This is a genomic window from Bradyrhizobium sp. SYSU BS000235 (assembly GCF_049747295.1).
Classification (GTDB): Bacteria; Pseudomonadota; Alphaproteobacteria; order Rhizobiales; family Xanthobacteraceae; genus Afipia.
In genome coordinates this window covers 5,171,850-5,189,697 of sequence record NZ_JBMHJM010000001.1, presented here as the reverse complement: position 1 = coordinate 5,189,697, position 17,848 = coordinate 5,171,850, and the positions used below count along the sequence as shown (strand labels likewise).

Genomic DNA, 17,848 nt, shown 5'->3' with positions numbered 1-17,848 from the left:
TCGGTCAGGTCGGCGCGCGAAACAACAGGCACGCATCGCCATAGGAATAAAAGCGATAGCCGTTGGCAATCGCATGGGCGTAAGCCTGCTGCATGGTGTCGAGCCCGCTGAAGGCCGACACCAGCATGAACAGCGTCGAGCGCGGTAGATGGAAATTCGTCATCATCACGTCGACCGCCTTGAAGCGATAGCCTGGCGTGATGAAGATCGCGGTGTCGTCCGAGAAAGGCCGAATGGTGCCGTCCTCGGCGGCAGCGCTCTCGATCAAACGCAGCGAGGTCGAGCCGACCGCGACGATGCGCCCGCCTTTCGCGCGGGCTGCGTTCAGCGCGTCCGCGGTCTCGGCGGAGACCGTGCCCCACTCCGCATGCATGCGATGCTCAGCCGTGTCGTCGGCCTTCACCGGCAGGAAAGTGCCCGCACCGACATGCAGCGTGACGCGGTTGAGACCAACGCCACGCGCCTTGAGCGCGGCTTCAAGATCGGGCGTGAAATGCAAACCGGCGGTGGGCGCCGCAACGGCGCCCACGTTCACAGCAAACATGGTTTGGTAATCGCTCGTATCGCGCTCATCGGGCGTCCGGCGCGACGCGATGTAGGGCGGCAATGGCGGAGTGCCGACGTCCTCAATCGCCTGATCCAGCACCGGACCGTGGAACGAAAACGACAGCACGATTTCGCCGTTCTCTCCCTTGTCCTCGACCTGTGCGTCGAGATTGCCGAGCAGGCAGACGCGCCCCTCATTGCCGAACCGCACGACGTCACCAACCGACAGCTTCCGCGCCGGCTTCATCAGCGCTTGCCATCGCGATCCATCGAGGCGCTTGATCAGTGTCGCTTCGATCTTCGGCTCGGTCTCGCGGCCGATCCGCCGGCCCGAGAGTTGCGCCGGGATCACCTTGGTGTCGTTCACCACAAGCTGATCGCCGGGCGCGAGCAACTCCGCGAGATTGCGGACCGTCATGTCCTGCAGTCCTTGCCCCGGGCGTACCACGAGCATACGCGCAGTATCGCGCGGACTCGCGGGCCGCAGCGCAATGCTGGTTTCGGGCAGGTCGAAATCGAACAGGTCGGTACGCATGGAAGCTCAAATGTCGATGGCCGGGACATGCCCGGCCATCCATGATCGAATAGTGATTAGTATATCGATTAAGCGGCTTCGTCAGCAGCCATATAGGCCTTGACGATCTTGTCCGGGTTCTGGACCGGCTCGCCGCGCTTGATCTTGTCGACGTTCTCCATGCCGTCGATCACCTTGCCCCAGACCGTGTACTGACGGTCGAGGAAGCGGGCATCGTCAAAGCAGATGAAGAATTGGCTGTCGCCGGAATCCGGGTTGGCAGCACGGGCCATTGAGGTGGTGCCACGCACGTGCGGCTCCTCGTTGAACTCAGCCTTCAGCTTCTGTCCCGAACCGCCCGTGCCGGTGCCCTGCGGGCAACCGGTCTGCGCCATGAAGCCATCGATGACGCGGTGGAACACGATGCCGTCGTAGAAGCCTTCGCGCACCAGTTCCTTGATGCGGGCAACATGGCCGGGCGCAAGGTCCGGACGCATTTCGATGGTCACGGGCCCTTGGGTGGTGTCGAGGATCAAAGTATTTTCAGTGGTTTCAGCCATGCCTGTCTCTCTGTCGGTTTGGGTTTACGTCTGCGGTCGTCAAACCGCACGGTGAATGGGCGTCCAGCCACTGCATTGCCGAGACTGTCCGTAAAAGGCATCGGCGTGCAGGCCTGCAGTGTGTTCATCACGGCGATCCGGTACTGGAGCCGGTCGTCGTCAGTGGCAGTCGGAGATTCATAGGTAATCCGCGGGTGACCGAGGATTTCCCCATTGCGCGTGAAGCTTACCAGCACGGTTACCTGCATCCCCGGATGCGACCGCGGCAATCTGGGAGGCTTCCAGCACTGCTTCAGCTTCGCGAAAATCTCCTGAAGGGTATTGGCCTGGGCTTCCTCGGCGTGCACCTGCACGAGAGGCGTTGGCGTCAGGACCGATATGGCGAGCAATGCCGCGAAAGCAACTAAACTTCGGCTTCGCAGCATCGTCACCTCGTAAATGGTGCTGGTCCTGTTTTATTTGATGTCGGACGCGACCTGCACCTTCACCATCTTGTCCGGGTCTTGAACAGGCTCGCCGCGCTTGATCTTGTCGACGACGTCCATGCCGGAGACGACCTCGCCGACCACGGTGTACTTGCCGTTCAGGAACGAGCCGTCAGCAAACATAATAAAGAACTGCGAGTTGGCCGAATTAGGGTCGCCAGCGCGGGCCATGCCGACAATGCCGCGCTTGAACGGCACATTGGAGAATTCGGCCTGCAGGTTCGGGTACTTGGAACCACCCGTTCCGTTAAAGCGCTGCCCGTCGCCGGTCTGCGCCATGAAACCTTCGATCACGCGATGGAACGGCACGTTGTTGTAGTAGCCGTCGCGCGCAAGTTGCTTGATGCGCTCGGCATGCTTTGGAGCAAGGTCGGGACGCAGCTTGATGATGACGCGGCCCTTGGTGGTGTCGATCACGATAGCGTTGTCCTTGTCGAGACCGGCAGGCAGCTTCTGCGCGAACGCGGGCGCAGCAAGAACGAGGGCCGCGAAAACAGCGAGGATGCGGATCATGGAAACTCCGGATTGAAGGAAGACGAATTAGCCAGCGAATTTGGTCTTGAGCCGCGTCGCGACGGCCTTGGGCACAAAGGGAGACACGTCGCCGCCCATGCCGGCGATCTGCCGTACCAGTGTGGCGGTGATCGGGCGGACGGTGGCGGAGGCCGGGATGAAAACCGTTTGGACCTCGGGCACCATCGTCTGGTTCATGCCCGCGATCTGCATTTCGTAATCCAGGTCGGTGCCGTCGCGCAGCCCGCGGATCAAAACGGTCGCGCCGACGCGCTGGGCGGCGGTGACGGTGAGGTCACCGAAGGTTACGCACTCGATCTTGCAGCCGACTTTGGCGGCGATGGGTGCAAACACCTCCATCACCATCTCAAGCCGTTCCTCTGTCGAGAAGAGCGGCGCTTTGCCTGGGTGAATGCCGATGGCCACGACCAGGCGATCCACCAGGCCACAGGCCTGCCGCACCACATCCAGATGACCATTGGTGACGGGATCGAACGACCCCGGATAAAATGCAACTCGGGACATGCTCCGTCCTACCCTGCCCCGCGAACGCCCGCAAGCGCGCAGAGTTCCGGTCAGACCGGCAAAGCCATGCGGTTATATTTTTAGGAATTTGTGAACCTTTTGCCCCGCTTCGGCGTCTCCTTGCCAAGCAGGCCAGCAAGGCCGGCATCGACAGGGACACAACCATGATCAAGACGCTTTCGGCGATCGCTGCCGCGGCAGCCATTGGAGCAGCTATCACCTTTTCTCCAGGCTTGGCTCCTGAGGTGGAAGCAAGTCAGACCACCACCATCGCCAAGACCGCCGAACCACCGGCCGCCAAGATCGCCGCCGTGGACGCGCGTTGCGCCAATCAAGCGTGGCCGAACATCGATGCCGCCTGCCTGCGCGGAAGCGATAAGGCGCCGATCCAACCTGTACGTGTGATCACCACGGATCGCCGCTAGGACCCAAGCCTGCGACCGTAGAACGGCGGATCAGCCGCCGTTCCCGTTTCCGTTCTCAGTCTCTTCCGTAATGTGTTCGACCGATACGACATGCTCATCATCGGCGGTATCGAACACGATCACGCCCTGCGTTGAGCGACCGGCAATGCGGATGTCCTCGACCGGGCAACGGATAAGCTGACCCTTGTCGGTCACCAGCATGATCTGGTCACTGTCTTCAACCGGGAAGGATGCCACCAGCTTGCCGTTGCGGTCATTGACAGACATCGCGACGATGCCTTTGCCGCCACGGCCGGTGGTACGGTATTCGTAGGACGACGAGCGCTTTCCGTAACCGTTCTCGCTGACGGTCAGCACGAACTGCTCGGCAGCCGACATCTCGACATAGCGCTGCTCGCCGAGTTCGATCGCGCCGGAGGCTTCCTCCTGATCCGGAGCCGCCTCTTCTTCCACGCCGCCACGACGCACTGCGCTGGCACGGCGCAGATAGGCGGCACGTTCATCCGCATTGACGTCCATGTGACGTAGAATCGTAAGCGAGATCAGCTTGTCGCCTTCGGTCAGCGCAATGCCGCGGACGCCCATCGAGGTGCGGCCGGTGAACACGCGCACATCCGTGACCGGGAAGCGGATGCATTGCCCGCCACCGGCAGTCAGCAGCACATCGTCATTTTCGGTGGCGATCTGCACGTCAACGATGGCCTCGCCCTCGTCCAGCTTCATGGCGATAATGCCGGAGCGACGCACGTCGACGAAATCGGACAGCTTGTTGCGCCGGACGTTGCCGCCAGTGGTGGCGAACATCACGTCGAGGTTGCCCCACGACGATTCATCTTCCGGCAACGGCATGATGGTGGTGATGCGCTCACCCTGCTCCAGTGGCAGGATGTTGATCAACGCCTTGCCGCGCGAATTCGGGGCGGCTACTGGCAGACGCCAGACCTTTTCCTTGTAGACCTGGCCACGTGACGAGAAGAACAGCACCGGCGTGTGGGTCGAAGCGACGAACAGGCGGCTGACGAAATCCTCGTCGCGCGTCTGCATGCCGGAGCGGCCCTTGCCGCCGCGCTTCTGCGAGCGATAGGTGGAGAGCGGCACACGCTTCACATAGCCGGCGTGCGACACGGTCACCACCATATCCTCGCGCTGGATCAGGTCTTCGTCCTCGACCTCGCCTTCCTGCTCGATAATGACGGTACGGCGTGGCGTGGCGAACTCATCCTTCACAGCGGTGAGCTCGTCCTTGACGATTCCCTGGATGCGCGCACGCGAACGCAGAATGTCGAGGTAGTCGGCAATCTCAGCGGCAAGCTTGTCGAGTTCGTCGGAGATTTCTTCACGACCCAGGGCGGTAAGGCGCTGCAGGCGCAGATCGAGAATCGCCTTTGCCTGCTCCAGCGACAGCCGTGCGGTGCCGTCGGAGGCCAGCGTGTGCCGCGGATCGTCGATCAGCGTGATCATGGTCGCGACGTCCTTGGCGGGCCAGTCGCGCGACATCAGGGTATCGCGCGCGGTCGCTGGATCGGGCGACGTACGGATCACACGAATGACTTCGTCGATATTGGCAACCGCAATCGCTAAACCGACCAAAATGTGCGCGCGATCACGCGCTTTGTTGAGCAGGAACTTGGTCCGTCGCGAAACCACGTTTTCGCGGAACGTAACGAAGATCGTCAACAGATCCTTCAGGTTCATCACCAGCGGACGGCCGGCGTCCAGCGCCACCATATTGGCACCGAAGCTCGTCTGCAGCGGCGTGAACTTGTAGAGCTGATTCAGCACCACATCCGGAACCGCGTCACGCTTCAGTTCGACCACCACGCGATAACCCTCGCGATCGGATTCGTCGCGCAGGTCCGAAATGCCTTCGATCTTCTTTTCGCGCACCAACTCGGCGATGCGCTCGACCATGCTGGCCTTGTTCACCTGATATGGAATTTCAGAGACGACGATCGCTTCACGGTCCTTGCGGATCGTCTCGATCGTCACCTTGCCGCGCATCATGATGGAGCCGCGGCCCAGATGATAGGCGGAGCGTATGCCCTGACGGCCGAGGATGATGCCGCCGGTGGGGAAATCCGGTCCCGGGACGATGTTGATCAGATCATCGATGCTCAGCGCCGGGTCATTGATCAGCGCGATACAGGCATCAATCACTTCACCAAGGTTATGCGGCGGGATGTTGGTCGCCATGCCGACCGCGATGCCGCCTGCGCCGTTGACCAGCAGGTTCGGGAACTTCGCCGGCAGAACCTTCGGTTCGCGCTCGGAGCTGTCGTAGTTCGGCTGGAAATCGACGGTGTCCTTGTCGATGTCGTCGAGCAGCGAATGCGCCACCTTTTGCAGGCGCGCTTCGGTGTATCGCATGGCCGCTGCCATATCGCCGTCGACGGAGCCGAAGTTGCCCTGCCCGTCGATCAACGGCACGCGCATGGAGAAGTCCTGCGCCATGCGCACCATCGCGTCGTAGACCGACTGGTCGCCGTGCGGATGGTATTTACCGATCACGTCGCCGACAGTTCGGGCGGACTTGCGGTACGGCTTATTCCACTCAAAGCCGTTCTCATACATCGCATAGAGAATGCGGCGATGAACCGGCTTCAGGCCGTCACGCGCATCCGGCAGCGCACGCGCCACGATCACGCTCATCGCGTAATCGAGGTAGGAGCGTTTCATCTCATCCGTGATGGAAACGGGACGGATATCGTTCGTCTCGGGGGGACCGGACGGCGGATCTTGCGGGTCAGCCAAAATGCGAATCCTGAATACGAAGTGTCACTGTTATATAGGCGAATTCACGCGCTAAAGCCAATCGCAGCAGCGCACAAAAACGACCAGAAAAACGCCACACTTTCAGCGAGTTACGACGGCGAAAAACACTCATCAACGCGGCTTTTCCGACAGCGATGAAATACGTGTTTGACGCGTGATTCTTGGTCTTGCGGTATAGTTCGCCGCCGCGTCCAAAGCGGCTCCCGAAACGGCCAGGTATCGCTGTGCTCGACTATGCTTTGACTGCCTTTGTGACCTTGATCGTGGTCGTTGATCCGGTCGGGATCGTACCTGCCTTCCTGTCCGCGACCCATGGACTTCCGGACGCGGCCCGCAAAGGTGTCGGCTTACGTGCAGCCGTCATCGCCTCCCTCATCCTCGCGGGAACCGCGTTGATCGGGAACTGGCTGCTCGATCGCCTTGGCATCGGCCTCCCCGCCTTCCGGATCTCGGGAGGCATTCTGCTGTTCGTGGTCGCCTTTGAAATGGTGCTGGGTACGCGCCCGGCCCGCGAAGTGCGCGAAGCGGAACAGGCCATCGAAGAAAAAGTCCGCGACATCGCCGCATTCCCGGTTGCGACTCCGTTGATCGCGGGCCCGGGTGCGATCACCGCCACGCTGCTGTTGGCGGGACGGACAGGAAGCGATCCTGTGACCTTGACCGCTTTGATTGCGATCATTGCTGTCGTAGCCGCGCTATGTGCGGCCGCTTTTGCCTTCGCAGGTCGCGTGGCGAAGCTGCTCGGAGTTACCGGAAATGTCGTGCTCTCGCGCCTGCTGGGCGTGGTGCTCGCAGCATTGGCCGTGCAGTTTGTGATCGACGGAGCCCGCACTGCATTTGGCCAAAGCTAGGGCTTGCTCCATCCGGCTGCGCCTCGAGATCGACGAAGATGTGCACATTGTGATCACATCTGTTTCATCGAATGACCGCATCAATTTCAGGCCCTCACCACCTTTCGACGATAACAGGCGTGTTCCGTACCCCGATCTAGAAAGGTATCGATCATGCGAATGCTGACAACAGTAGCCACCGGCGCATTGCTTGTTCTCGGAGTACCAGCGCTGGCGCAAGCCCCTGCTAAACAGCCTCCTGCGCAGTCTCAAACACAATCCCAGCCGACAATTCGCAGCGTCCAGGTCGTGGACGTCAAGGACTTGTCGCCGGACGTCCGCAAACAGGTCGATGAGCTCGTGTCGCGTACGAGTGAGCAGGATCTACAGTCGCTGCGAACGTCAATTGACGCGTCACCTACGATTTCATCGGCGCTGAAGGCCAAGGGTGTCACGTCGGCTCAGGTTGTCGCGATCAACATTGACGAGAAGGGTATGCTGACGATGTTCACCAAGACGGCGTAGTTGAGGCCGTTCTTGCAGACAACGTCCGGCGGAAGGTCGCCGCGTATTCAGCCCTGAAGCCACGCCTTCTCACCAGACATAAAAACGGGTGCCTCTTTGCTTGAGGCACCCGTCGTCATGTTCGATCCTGAAAATCAGAACGGAATGTCGTCGTTCATGTCGTCGTTGCGGCCACCAGCCGGGACACGGCGCGGAGGTGCCGAACGCGGTCCCGAAGATCCGAAATCGCCGCCGCCGTCATCAGGCCCCAACGAGCCGCCACCGCTGCGCCCATCGAGCATAGTCAGGTTCGAATTGAAGTTCTGAAGAACGACTTCCGTTGAGTAGCGGTCCTTGCCGTCCTTGTCCTGCCACTTGCGGGTCTGCAGCTGACCTTCCAGGTAAACCTTGGCACCCTTCTTTAAATACTGCTCCGCGATCTTGCAGAGACCTTCACTGAAGATCACCACCCGGTGCCATTCCGTCTTCTCCTTACGCTCGCCGGTGGCCCGGTCCCGCCAGGTTTCCGACGTCGCAATGCTCAGGTTGGCGATAGGCCGCCCATCCTGCGTGCGCTTAATTTCAGGATCGGCGCCAAGGTTGCCAACCAGGATAACTTTATTGACGCTTCCCGCCATGATCACATCTCCACTCTGGCGCTCCAATGCGCCTCTACTTATGCCGTCGGACGCCGGCCTTAAATGCCGCGCACCGTTTCTCGGGTGACCCTATACGTTCTGGCTCTCTCGACGACGCTTCCCGTGCGGTTATCCACCGCATCCAGCTGAGTCGGATGCCCTGTCAACACATTATGTACTCTATTTGTTCCACTGCAAGTCCTTACCTCAAACGGAACCCATTGAATATCTGACAATTTTATGAATCCGGCTCCGGAATATGTCGAAAACGTGATCGAAACGTGGAAGGCGAAGTCGAAAAGTTCCAAACAATTCCTTATCTTAGAAGGAATGACTTCCTCATCGAGTGTTGCTTTTCGGAGACGGCATTTTCGGAAGAACCCGGTATATTCCCTTCATGGAATCGCAATGCCACTGCGTTCGCTTTCGATAAAAACTGCTTCAGGCAAATGAAGCAGGCACAACTGGAGAATTGAAATGAAGAAGTTTCTGCTCGGCACCGTAGCAATTTTTGCTCTCGGTACCGCATCGGCGGTCGCTGCTGACCTGCCAGCCCGCACCTACACCAAGGCTCCTGCTTACGCTCCGGCACCTGTGTTCAACTGGTCCGGCATCTACGTCGGTGGTCACATCGGCGCTGCTTTCGGCGGTGATGACGGCTTCGCATCGAACATCGTTGGCCTCTCTGGTTCGAACCGCGATGCAGCGTTCCTCGGCGGCGGTCAGCTCGGCGCAGACTACCAGTTCGCTCCGAACTGGGTTGTCGGTATCGAAGGTCAGATCAGCGGCATTTCGAACAACGATCGCACCTTCTCGGATGGCATCGGCACTCTCCGCGATCGCAGCGATTGGCTCGCTTCGGTCACCGGTCGCCTCGGCTACACCTGGGGTCCTGGCATGATCTACGCCAAGGGCGGTGTTGCGTTCCGCGACAACAAGGACATTGATGCCGTTAACTTCGGCCTCGTGACCACTGACCGTCAGGACACCGGCTACACCGTCGGTGGCGGCTTCGAATACATGTTCGCTCCTGCTTGGTCGGCGAAGGTTGAGTACCAGTACTACAACTTCGACACCACGAACGTTACGGTCGGCGGCGGCCTTGGCGCTGTCAGCTACAAGGACGACCTGCACACTGTGAAGGTTGGCGTGAACTATCACTTCAACTGGGCTGGCCCGGTCGTCGCGAAGTATTGATCTTCGTCTGACCTGAGCTTCTCAGGGAATTACGGAAAGGCCGGCTCTTTGAGCCGGCCTTTTTGTTTTGCGTTTTCTGAAATGGCGTTATCGGCGCAAGCGGAACTCCACCCACGGAACCGAATCAAACGGTTGATGGCTCATCGTTGGGACTGGAAATCTTCAATCGTTCTTCCTATGTTCCGAGCATTGAAATCTGGCCGAGCAACTGGTGACAGTCTCTCCGCGTTTCCGGGGATGATGTTCTGTTTGCGCGCGGCGCGTCACCGGAAACGATTCCATGGATGAAGTAGTGAAGGCGAGCCGCAAACCGACTGCTGCAGCATCGAGTCTGCGCGCGATTACGATCCGCGGCGCCCGCGAACACAATCTCAAGAACGTCGATCTCGAAATCCCCCGCGACAAGCTCGTGGTGTTCACCGGTTTGTCGGGCTCCGGCAAATCGTCGCTGGCATTCGACACCATCTACGCCGAGGGGCAACGCCGCTACGTCGAATCGTTGTCCGCCTACGCCCGCCAGTTCCTCGAGATGATGCAGAAGCCGGACGTCGATCAGATCGACGGACTGTCGCCGGCCATCTCCATCGAACAGAAGACAACGTCGAAGAATCCGCGCTCCACCGTCGGCACGGTGACGGAGATCTACGACTACATGCGCCTGTTGTGGGCGCGGGTCGGTATTCCCTATTCGCCCGCAACAGGCCTGCCGATCGAAAGCCAGATCGTCTCGCAGATGGTCGATCGCGTGCTTGCGCTGCCGGAAGGCACCCGCCTCTATCTGCTGGCGCCCGTGGTGCGCGGCCGCAAGGGCGAGTACAAAAAGGAACTGGCGGATTACCTCAAGAAAGGCTTCCAGCGGGTCAAGATCGACGGAAAGTTCTACGAACTCGCCGATGCACCGGCCCTCGACAAGAAATTCCCGCATGACATCGATGTCGTGGTCGATCGCATCGTCGTGCGTTCCGACATGGCACAACGCCTCGCAGAGTCGTTCGAAACGGCGCTGAAACTCGCGGAAGGGCTGGCGGTGGTCGAATTCGCCGACGTTCCCGCTGCAAGCGATGCCGCAGCCGAGAAGAAGCCGGAAAAGAAGACGGCCAAGATCCACGACAAAAGCGGTCCCGAGCGCATTCTCTTCTCGGAGAAATTCGCCTGTCCGGTATCCGGCTTTACGATCCCTGAGATCGAGCCCCGGCTTTTCTCGTTCAACAACCCCTATGGCGCCTGCCCGAAATGCGGCGGCCTGGGTGTCGAGCAGCACATCGATGCCGATCTGGTCATTCCCGACAAGGAACAGACGCTGCGCAAGGGAGCGATTGCGCCCTGGGCGAAGTCGTCTTCTCCTTATTACATCCAAACGCTGCAGGCGCTCGGCAAGTTCTACAAGTTCACGCTTGATACCAAGTGGAAGGACCTGCCGAAGAAAACGCAGAACGCAATCCTGTTCGGTTCAGGCGATGACGAAATCAAGTTCTCCTATGAGGACGGCGTTCGCTCGTACGACACCAAAAAGCCTTTTGAAGGCGTCGTTACCAATATCGAACGTCGTTTCCGCGAAACCGAAAGTGAATGGGCGCGCGAAGAGCTGGGCAAATACTTCAGCGACATTCCATGCGAAGCCTGTCACGGCCATCGTCTGAAGCCGGAGGCATTGTGCGTCAAGATTGGCGGCAAGCACATCGGCGAGATTTCAGAGATGTCCGTTCTGCGCGCGGGCGAGTGGTTCGAGTCAGTTCCCAAGACGCTGAACAAGCAACAGAACGAAATCGCGGTGCGGATTTTGAAGGAAATCCGCGAGCGGCTGTCGTTCCTGCTCGACGTCGGCTTGAACTATCTCACGCTGTCCCGCTCGTCCGGCACCTTGTCCGGTGGCGAAAGCCAACGCATCCGGCTGGCGTCACAGATCGGCTCCGGACTGACGGGCGTGCTGTACGTGCTCGACGAGCCGTCGATCGGCCTGCACCAGCGCGACAATGCCCGCCTGCTCGATACGCTGCGGCGGCTGCGCGATCTCGGCAATACCGTGATCGTGGTCGAGCATGACGAGGATGCGATCGAGACGGCGGATTATGTCGTGGACGTTGGCCCCGGAGCGGGTGTCCAGGGCGGCAGCATCGTCGCCCAGGGCACGCCGCAGCAGATCAAGTCGAATCCGAAATCGCTGACGGGCAAATACCTGACGGGCGAGCTGTTCGTGCCGATCGAGGAGCGGCGGCCGCCGAACCATCGGCGTACCCTGAAGGTCATCAACGCGCGCGGCAACAATCTCAAGAACGTGTCCGCCGAGATCCCTCTCGGGTTGTTCACCTGCGTCACCGGCGTCTCGGGAGGCGGCAAATCCACGCTGTTGATTGACACGCTGTATAAGGCGATCGCGCGCAAGCTCAACAATGCATCGGAAGGCCCTGCCCCGCATGACCGTATCGAGGGGCTGGAGCATATCGACAAGATCATCGATATCGATCAGTCGCCGATCGGCCGCACCCCGCGGTCAAATCCGGCGACTTATACCGGCGCCTTTACGCCGATCCGCGAATGGTTTGCGGGCCTGCCGGAATCCAAGGCGCGCGGTTATGAGCCGGGCCGCTTCTCGTTCAACGTCAAGGGCGGCCGCTGCGAGGCCTGCCAGGGCGACGGTCTGATCAAGATCGAGATGCACTTCCTGCCGGACGTCTACGTCACCTGCGACACCTGCAAGGGCAAGCGCTACAACCGCGAAACCCTGGAAGTTCTGTTCAAGGGCAAGAGCATCGCCGACGTACTCGATATGACGGTCGACGAGGCCACAGAGTTCTTCAAGGCCGTGCCTCGGGTGCGGGAAACCTTCAAGACGCTGCAACGTGTCGGCCTTGGCTACATTCATGTCGGCCAGCAAGCGACGACGTTGTCCGGCGGCGAGGCACAGCGCGTGAAGCTCGCCAAGGAGTTGAGCAAGCGCGCAACGGGCCGCACGCTTTACATTCTCGACGAGCCGACCACGGGATTGCATTTCCACGACGTGGCCAAGCTGCTCGAGGTGCTCCACGAACTGGTGTCGCAAGGCAACAGCGTGGTGGTGATCGAGCACAATCTCGAGGTCATCAAGACAGCGGACTGGGTGATCGATCTCGGTCCCGAAGGTGGTGACGGCGGCGGCGAGATCGTCGCCTGGGGGCCGCCCGAAGACATCGTCAAGGCACCTCGCAGCTACACGGGTCAGTTCTTGAAACCCGTGTTGGCAAAGGCCGGGAAGCCGAAAAAGCGGCAAACCGACGAAGCCGCGGAGTGATTTGGCCGCCGGCCCGAATTCGGGCCGGCGCCCTGCTTTACGCGACGATGCTTGATCTCAGAGCTTTGATCAAAGCCCTCGAGAATAACTTCGCTCTCACTGACCGTGCCCGGTCAGCTCCTGATCCGTCAGATCCCAATCCTGCCAGAGCTTCAACATCGCCAGCAGGACGATCGCTCCACCAAGGCTGGTGTGCCACAACCGAAGCGCTCCATCTCCGGTGTAGCCGAGGATATGCGGCAACGCGATCAGGCCAAGACCGAGGACCATTTCACATCCCTCTTCCCAACGGCGAAGGGCAACATATTCCATCTGGGCGAGACAAAACACGAGAATGCCGATCAGCATCGTGGCCAGGATCACAAAACGCGGCTCGGGACCGACACCGAGGCCATGATTGGGCTCGCCGGTCAACCACGGCGACAGCACGACCAGCATGCCCAATGCCATGCCGATCCAGTCTTCCCAAGTCCGATGAATATCGAGAAAGCCAGGCTTAGACATTTTACGACCTCCCTCGAAACGAGGCGGCCAACGGCTCTGAAGCACCAACGGCTCAGGCAAAGGACGAAACGACCGTCCGGCCGCATCACGTATTGTCCTGCAGGGGACGTATGAAACTGGCCCGTCTTTACAAGAGCGCGCGAGACGGATTTTGTGCTACCGGACCAGCGCCTTGGCGCGACCCGTGGTGAACCCTGGTCAGTCCGCGCCCTGCTGACGCATTCGCTCCAGACCTAGTCCTTCAATAACCGGAAGTATCGATGACTGAAGCCGTCCAGAACAACACAGCCAAACACCGCTACGAACTCGAAGTCGATGGGCACATTGCCGCGTCTTACTACCAGTTGTCCGGCAACATCATCACGTTCATCCATACCGAGGTGCCAAAGGAACTTGAAGGCAAGGGCATCGGGTCGAGATTGGTCAAAGGCGCGCTCGACCAGGTCCGCGCCGACGGCCTCAAGGTCGTGGCGCAATGCCCGTTCGTGAAGGGCTACATCGGCAAGCATCCCGAATACGCTGACCTGCTGAAGTGAAAGGCGCCCGCGATGAGTGAAGAAACGACAGCCGTCCGCAACAATGCAGCGTTGAGCCGTTACGAACTGGATGTGAACGGCGCGATCGCTTTTGCGAACTACCGGCTTGCACCAGGCAAGGTCATCATCACCCACACTGAAACGCCGCCCGCGCTCCGCGGCCGGGGCATTGCATCAAGGTTGGTGCAAGGCGCGCTGGAGCAAATTCGCGCCAATGACCTCAAGGTTGTCGCAGGCTGCGGGTTTGTCGTCGACTACCTGCAGAAACATCCGGAATACGCCGACATCACAGCCTGAAACAAATTCCATTTGCCATTGAAAAAGCCCGCCAATGGCGGGCTTTTGTTTTGCGCAAAGGCGACGACAGATCGTCAGACGATCTTGATCGACATGTCCGGGAGGCCTTCCAGCTTGCACAACAGAATATCGCCCTTGTTCACTGGACCGACATTCTCGGGCGTGCCCGAGTAAATCAGATCGCCGGCTTTCAGCTCGAAGGCTTCCGACAGCTTTGAAATCTGCTCGGCAACCGACCAGATCATCTTGGTCAGGTCCGAATTCTGCCGCACGGTGCCGTTCACGGCGAGCGAGATCGCGCCCTTGGTGAAGTGTCCGGTTTTGCTCGCCGGATGAATCGGGCCGAGCACGGCCGAATGATCGAAGCTCTTTCCGATTTCCCATGGCTTCTTTTGGTTGCCCATGGCGTTCTGCAGATCGCGGCGCGTCATATCGAGGCCAAGTGTGTAGCCGTAGACACAATCCAGTGCCTTATCGGCCGGGATGTTCGTGCCGCCGGACTTCAGCGCCGCAACCAGTTCAACCTCATGGTGGTAGTTCTTGGTCAGCGAAGGATACGGATGGTCGGCAACGGTCCCGATGGCGACGACCTGGACTGCGTCGGTCGGCTTCTGAAAGAAGAACGGCGGCTCACGGGTCGGGTCCGAACCACGCTCAATGGCATGCGCCGCGTAGTTGCGGCCGATGCAGTAGATGCGGCGAACCGGGAAAACTTCAGTAATCCCCACCACGGGGATCGTGGTCTGTCCGACGGGGAAAATCGTCTTGACGCCAACTTGCGCCTCCGCAGCCTCGCTCAGCGCGGCGGTTCCGGCGAGGGCCGCGGCGCCGCCCGCCAACACGGTTCTACGGTTGAGATCGGTCATGGGTTTTTCCTTCCTGAGTGAGTCAACGATGACTGTCTTGTGATGTTCTTGAGACATTATCACTTCGGCAAACAACGGCGGTATAGCGATATTCCGCCCTGGCATTCTGTATTCCTCCGCCAGTGGTTTGGATAGCCGGATCGTGACGAATATCTGACAGTGCAGTGCAATAAAAAAAAGCCCGCCAAAGGCGGGCCTTTTGACTGCGCGACGAGACGCCAAAAGCTTACTTCAGGTCGTCCGGCAGTTTGCCGCCGTTTGCTGCGAGCTTGGTCATGACCTGCTTATGAAGCCAAATGTTCATCTTGGCGGAGTCGTTGGTATCGCCGTCGTAGTGCAATTCTTTGGCGAGTTCCTTGCGCGCGCTCAGGCTCGAGTCGATATCGAGCGCCTTCATCAGGTCGACAATCGACGTACGCCATTCCAGCTTCTCGCCCTTGGCCGCAACGGCCTTGTCGAGGATCGGCGCAACATCGACCATCTGTACGCTTGCACCAGCACCTGACGCGCCCGACGATGCCGCCCCGCCCGCCGCTGTCCCGGCGCCACCTGCGGGCTCCGCTGCTTCGGCCTTGGTGCCAAAGATCGCGCCCATGATTTTTCCGAAAATGCTCATTGTTCAAACTCCCGATAACCCGACGATGGATTGATTTGGATTTGAGTACCGTATCCTTAGACTCGTTCCGGCAGCGCCGCGCCGGTCGTGGAACAAGTGTAAACACGGGCTCATGACTTGCCAATGTAAGACTGCATGCGCGCAGGACCGTATTTGAGTCAATTCCGTCAAAAAGCTGCAACATGACGCGTTAGATCCAACGCTGCTTCGCAAAATAAATAAAGCCCAACAGCACTAACGCAGCCGATCCAAATCGGTTCACGAAGTTTGGAAGCTTAGACACAGAAGTTTCCCATTCGGCTTCAGCCGGATCGTGCTACTGTCAGACAGGTGTCACCATAGCAACCGCAGCGTTGCAGAGCGCTGCGCGATCAAGAGGCAGCCACCATGAGCACTCCCGTTTCAGGTACTGTTCTATCGCCGCCCACGTCATCGTCCTCTGAGGCGATTGTTGTTCGCAAAATCTCCTTCGCCGATATCAAAGATGCGCTGCAACTCGGCTGGGAAGACTTCAAAGCCGTACCGACGCACGCCATCATGCTGGCGCTGATCTATCCAGTGCTCGGTATCGTGCTGGCACGCGCGACATTGGGCTATTCGATCCTGCCGTTGCTATTCCCTCTGGCAGCCGGCTTCGCCTTGTTGGGCCCGTTCGCCGCACTCGGATTCTACGATCTCAGCCGGCGGCGTGAGAACGGCGAAGATGCGACCGCCTCCCATGCGCTCGGGGTGCTGTCATCGCCGTCGATCGGGGCGATGCTGGGGCTTGGTGGTGGGTTGCTCATCCTGTTCCTGGTCTGGCTCACGGCCGCGCAATCGATCTACAGCTCGATATTCGGCTATGCTCCTGCATCCAGCATTCCCAATTTTCTCGATCAGGTGCTGACCACGTCCAAAGGACTCAGCCTGATCATCATCGGCTGCGGTGTGGGCTTCCTGTTCGCGCTCGTGGCGCTCTGCATCAGCGTGGTGTCCTTCCCGATGATGCTGGATCGTCATGCCAGCGCGCATGATGCTGTCCTCACCTCCCTGCGCGTCGTGGCACAAAATCCGGTCCAGATGGCGATCTGGGGTTTGATCGTTGCCGCATTGCTGGTCATCGGCACGGTGCCGTTCTTCCTGGGGCTGACAGTGGTCATCCCGGTGCTCGGCCATGCGACATGGCATCTTTACCGCAAGGTGGTTGAGCCTCCGGCGACGCCATACGTCCCGCCACAAACGGAAAAAGTGCACCGCTATGCGGCTGAATTCCCGGTCAGCCTGTTCATGTGGGGGCGCAAGCACCACTAAAGCAACTGCGCGCGACCGGTTGCTTCTCGGACCGCAGTTGGGCATGAAGGCCTTTCACCAATGAAAGTTCTTCATGTTCGACGCGGTCGTTTTCGCAGGCGGTGGCAACCGTTGTTACTGGCAAGGTGGCTTCTATGAGGCCGCCGCATCGCGGATCGGTCTCACCCCCAAACTGGTGGTCGGCGCAAGCGCGGGGGCATTTGCCGCAACCTATTCGCTCCTGGACATGGGGCCGGCGACCCGCGCACGCGTGATCGGTGCCTGTCACCCGGGATTGAAAAACTTTGATGTCGCTGCGTGGCGCGCCGGACAACCGCTCTGCCCGGTCGGCCCGATGTACGCCGAGTTACTCGAACAGACCGTCGACGCTGGCGCCCTCTCGCGTCTGCAAGCAATGACCGATTTACGGATTGCCATTGCACGGCTGCCGCGTGGCTTTTCTCCACCGCTTGGCGCGGCCATCGGCATCAGCGCTTATCAGCTCGAGAAACAACTGTTCCATCCGGTGCATCCACGATTTGGCCGCGCTCTCGGATTTCGTCCCGAGTTCGTCGCTGCCCGCGCGATGCAATCGCCACAACAGTTTCGTGATGCGTTGATGGCAACGAGTGGCGTGCCGCCGTTTATGCCGGTGACTCTCATTAACAGCCAGCCGGCGCTCGACGGAGGCCTGGTGGACAATGTCCCGGTCGAGCCGATCACACCGATCGAAGCCGCCGGCGGCCGTACGCTGGTGTTGCTGACGCGGATCTATAAGTCGCTGCCTGTCGTCAATGGCCGCACCTATGTGCAGCCGTCACGCAAGATCGATGTCAAACAGTTCGACATCAGGAATCCGGACGGCATCCGAAACGCGTTCGAGCTTGGATTGAAGGACGGCGACGCATTTGCCGCGTCGCTCGGCCGATAAACATCAGCTGATGGTGCGGCGGCAGAACCGCCGCACCACCACGTAAAGCACC

Annotated in this window: 19 protein-coding genes; 9 read left to right on the top strand and 10 right to left on the bottom strand. The window is 59.7% G+C overall.

Translation table 11 applies throughout. From position 1 onward, the window contains the following. Positions 1-4 precede the first annotated feature (4 nt). From queA to coaD, 5 genes are all read right to left on the bottom strand, one after another. A complete protein-coding gene (gene queA / locus ACP0KA_RS24445) occupies positions 5-1,081 on the bottom strand; it encodes a tRNA preQ1(34) S-adenosylmethionine ribosyltransferase-isomerase QueA (RefSeq protein WP_424631294.1) in 1,077 nt (358 codons plus the stop codon). Between the two features lie 68 nt (positions 1,082-1,149). Next, positions 1,150-1,620, bottom strand: coding sequence for a peptidylprolyl isomerase (locus ACP0KA_RS24440; protein WP_424631293.1), 471 nt, complete (start codon positions 1,618-1,620; stop codon positions 1,150-1,152). Next, positions 1,593-2,045: a hypothetical protein gene (locus ACP0KA_RS24435; protein WP_424631292.1), complete on the bottom strand. Its 453-nt coding sequence runs from the start codon at positions 2,043-2,045 to the stop codon at positions 1,593-1,595. Before ACP0KA_RS24435 ends, ACP0KA_RS24440 begins: the two co-directional genes overlap by 28 nt. A 30-nt stretch (positions 2,046-2,075) precedes the next feature. Further along, a complete protein-coding gene (locus ACP0KA_RS24430; RefSeq protein ID WP_424631291.1) occupies positions 2,076-2,618 on the bottom strand; it encodes a peptidylprolyl isomerase in 543 nt (180 codons plus the stop codon). Positions 2,619-2,645: 27 nt separating this feature from the next. Continuing rightward, complete coding sequence (gene coaD, locus ACP0KA_RS24425) at positions 2,646-3,143, bottom strand: pantetheine-phosphate adenylyltransferase (RefSeq protein ID WP_424631290.1); 498 nt, start codon at positions 3,141-3,143, stop codon at positions 2,646-2,648. A gap of 164 nt (positions 3,144-3,307) precedes the next feature. Between coaD and ACP0KA_RS24420 the strand changes: the two genes are divergently transcribed. Next, a complete protein-coding gene (locus ACP0KA_RS24420) occupies positions 3,308-3,568 on the top strand; it encodes a hypothetical protein (protein WP_424631289.1) in 261 nt (86 codons plus the stop codon). A gap of 30 nt (positions 3,569-3,598) precedes the next feature. On the opposite strand, the gene gyrA is transcribed toward ACP0KA_RS24420, so the two are convergent. Continuing rightward, a complete protein-coding gene (gene gyrA / locus ACP0KA_RS24415; protein ID WP_424631288.1) occupies positions 3,599-6,319 on the bottom strand; it encodes a DNA gyrase subunit A in 2,721 nt (906 codons plus the stop codon). A 245-nt stretch (positions 6,320-6,564) separates the two neighbouring features. Between gyrA and ACP0KA_RS24410 the strand changes: the two genes are divergently transcribed. Further along, complete coding sequence (locus tag ACP0KA_RS24410) at positions 6,565-7,191, top strand: MarC family protein (RefSeq protein WP_424631287.1); 627 nt, start codon at positions 6,565-6,567, stop codon at positions 7,189-7,191. A 159-nt stretch (positions 7,192-7,350) separates the two neighbouring features. Next, positions 7,351-7,695 carry a hypothetical protein gene (locus tag ACP0KA_RS24405; RefSeq protein ID WP_424631286.1) on the top strand — a complete coding sequence of 115 codons (345 nt, stop codon included), beginning with the start codon at positions 7,351-7,353 and terminating at the stop codon, positions 7,693-7,695. Positions 7,696-7,829: 134 nt separating this feature from the next. On the opposite strand, the gene ACP0KA_RS24400 is transcribed toward ACP0KA_RS24405, so the two are convergent. Next, positions 7,830-8,312 (bottom strand): single-stranded DNA-binding protein, encoded by a 483-nt coding sequence (locus ACP0KA_RS24400; RefSeq protein WP_424631285.1) that lies wholly within the window; start codon positions 8,310-8,312, stop codon positions 7,830-7,832. Between the two features lie 477 nt (positions 8,313-8,789). Between ACP0KA_RS24400 and ACP0KA_RS24395 the strand changes: the two genes are divergently transcribed. After that, entirely contained in the window at positions 8,790-9,509 is a 720-nt protein-coding gene (locus ACP0KA_RS24395; protein ID WP_424631284.1) for an outer membrane protein, read from the top strand. Positions 9,510-9,789: 280 nt separating this feature from the next. Continuing rightward, positions 9,790-12,777, top strand: a complete 2,988-nt coding sequence (uvrA, locus tag ACP0KA_RS24390) for an excinuclease ABC subunit UvrA (RefSeq protein WP_424631283.1) — start codon at positions 9,790-9,792, stop codon at positions 12,775-12,777. 96 nt (positions 12,778-12,873) lie between these two features. On the opposite strand, the gene ACP0KA_RS24385 is transcribed toward uvrA, so the two are convergent. Next, the gene (locus tag ACP0KA_RS24385) at positions 12,874-13,281 is read right to left on the bottom strand and encodes an SPW repeat protein (RefSeq protein ID WP_424631282.1); all 408 of its coding nucleotides are present in this window, start codon (positions 13,279-13,281) and stop codon (positions 12,874-12,876) included. A gap of 260 nt (positions 13,282-13,541) precedes the next feature. On the opposite strand from ACP0KA_RS24385, the gene ACP0KA_RS24380 reads away from it, so the two are divergent. Both ACP0KA_RS24380 and ACP0KA_RS24375 read left to right on the top strand, forming a co-directional pair. Then, positions 13,542-13,817 (top strand): GNAT family N-acetyltransferase, encoded by a 276-nt coding sequence (locus tag ACP0KA_RS24380; protein ID WP_424631281.1) that lies wholly within the window; start codon positions 13,542-13,544, stop codon positions 13,815-13,817. A 12-nt stretch (positions 13,818-13,829) separates the two neighbouring features. Continuing rightward, complete coding sequence (locus tag ACP0KA_RS24375; RefSeq protein ID WP_424631280.1) at positions 13,830-14,114, top strand: GNAT family N-acetyltransferase; 285 nt, start codon at positions 13,830-13,832, stop codon at positions 14,112-14,114. A gap of 74 nt (positions 14,115-14,188) precedes the next feature. Here ACP0KA_RS24375 and ACP0KA_RS24370 read toward each other — a convergent pair whose 3' ends face one another. Both ACP0KA_RS24370 and ACP0KA_RS24365 read right to left on the bottom strand, forming a co-directional pair. Further along, positions 14,189-14,980: a fumarylacetoacetate hydrolase family protein gene (locus ACP0KA_RS24370; protein ID WP_424631279.1), complete on the bottom strand. Its 792-nt coding sequence runs from the start codon at positions 14,978-14,980 to the stop codon at positions 14,189-14,191. A gap of 226 nt (positions 14,981-15,206) precedes the next feature. Beyond that, positions 15,207-15,596 (bottom strand): DUF3597 domain-containing protein, encoded by a 390-nt coding sequence (locus tag ACP0KA_RS24365; protein ID WP_424631278.1) that lies wholly within the window; start codon positions 15,594-15,596, stop codon positions 15,207-15,209. A 387-nt stretch (positions 15,597-15,983) separates the two neighbouring features. Here ACP0KA_RS24365 and ACP0KA_RS24360 point away from each other — a divergent pair, with 387 nt between their 5' ends. Continuing rightward, positions 15,984-16,886: a DUF2189 domain-containing protein gene (locus tag ACP0KA_RS24360; RefSeq protein WP_424631277.1), complete on the top strand. Its 903-nt coding sequence runs from the start codon at positions 15,984-15,986 to the stop codon at positions 16,884-16,886. A 73-nt stretch (positions 16,887-16,959) separates the two neighbouring features. Next, positions 16,960-17,796: a patatin-like phospholipase family protein gene (locus ACP0KA_RS24355; protein ID WP_424631276.1), complete on the top strand. Its 837-nt coding sequence runs from the start codon at positions 16,960-16,962 to the stop codon at positions 17,794-17,796. Positions 17,797-17,848 lie beyond the last annotated feature (52 nt).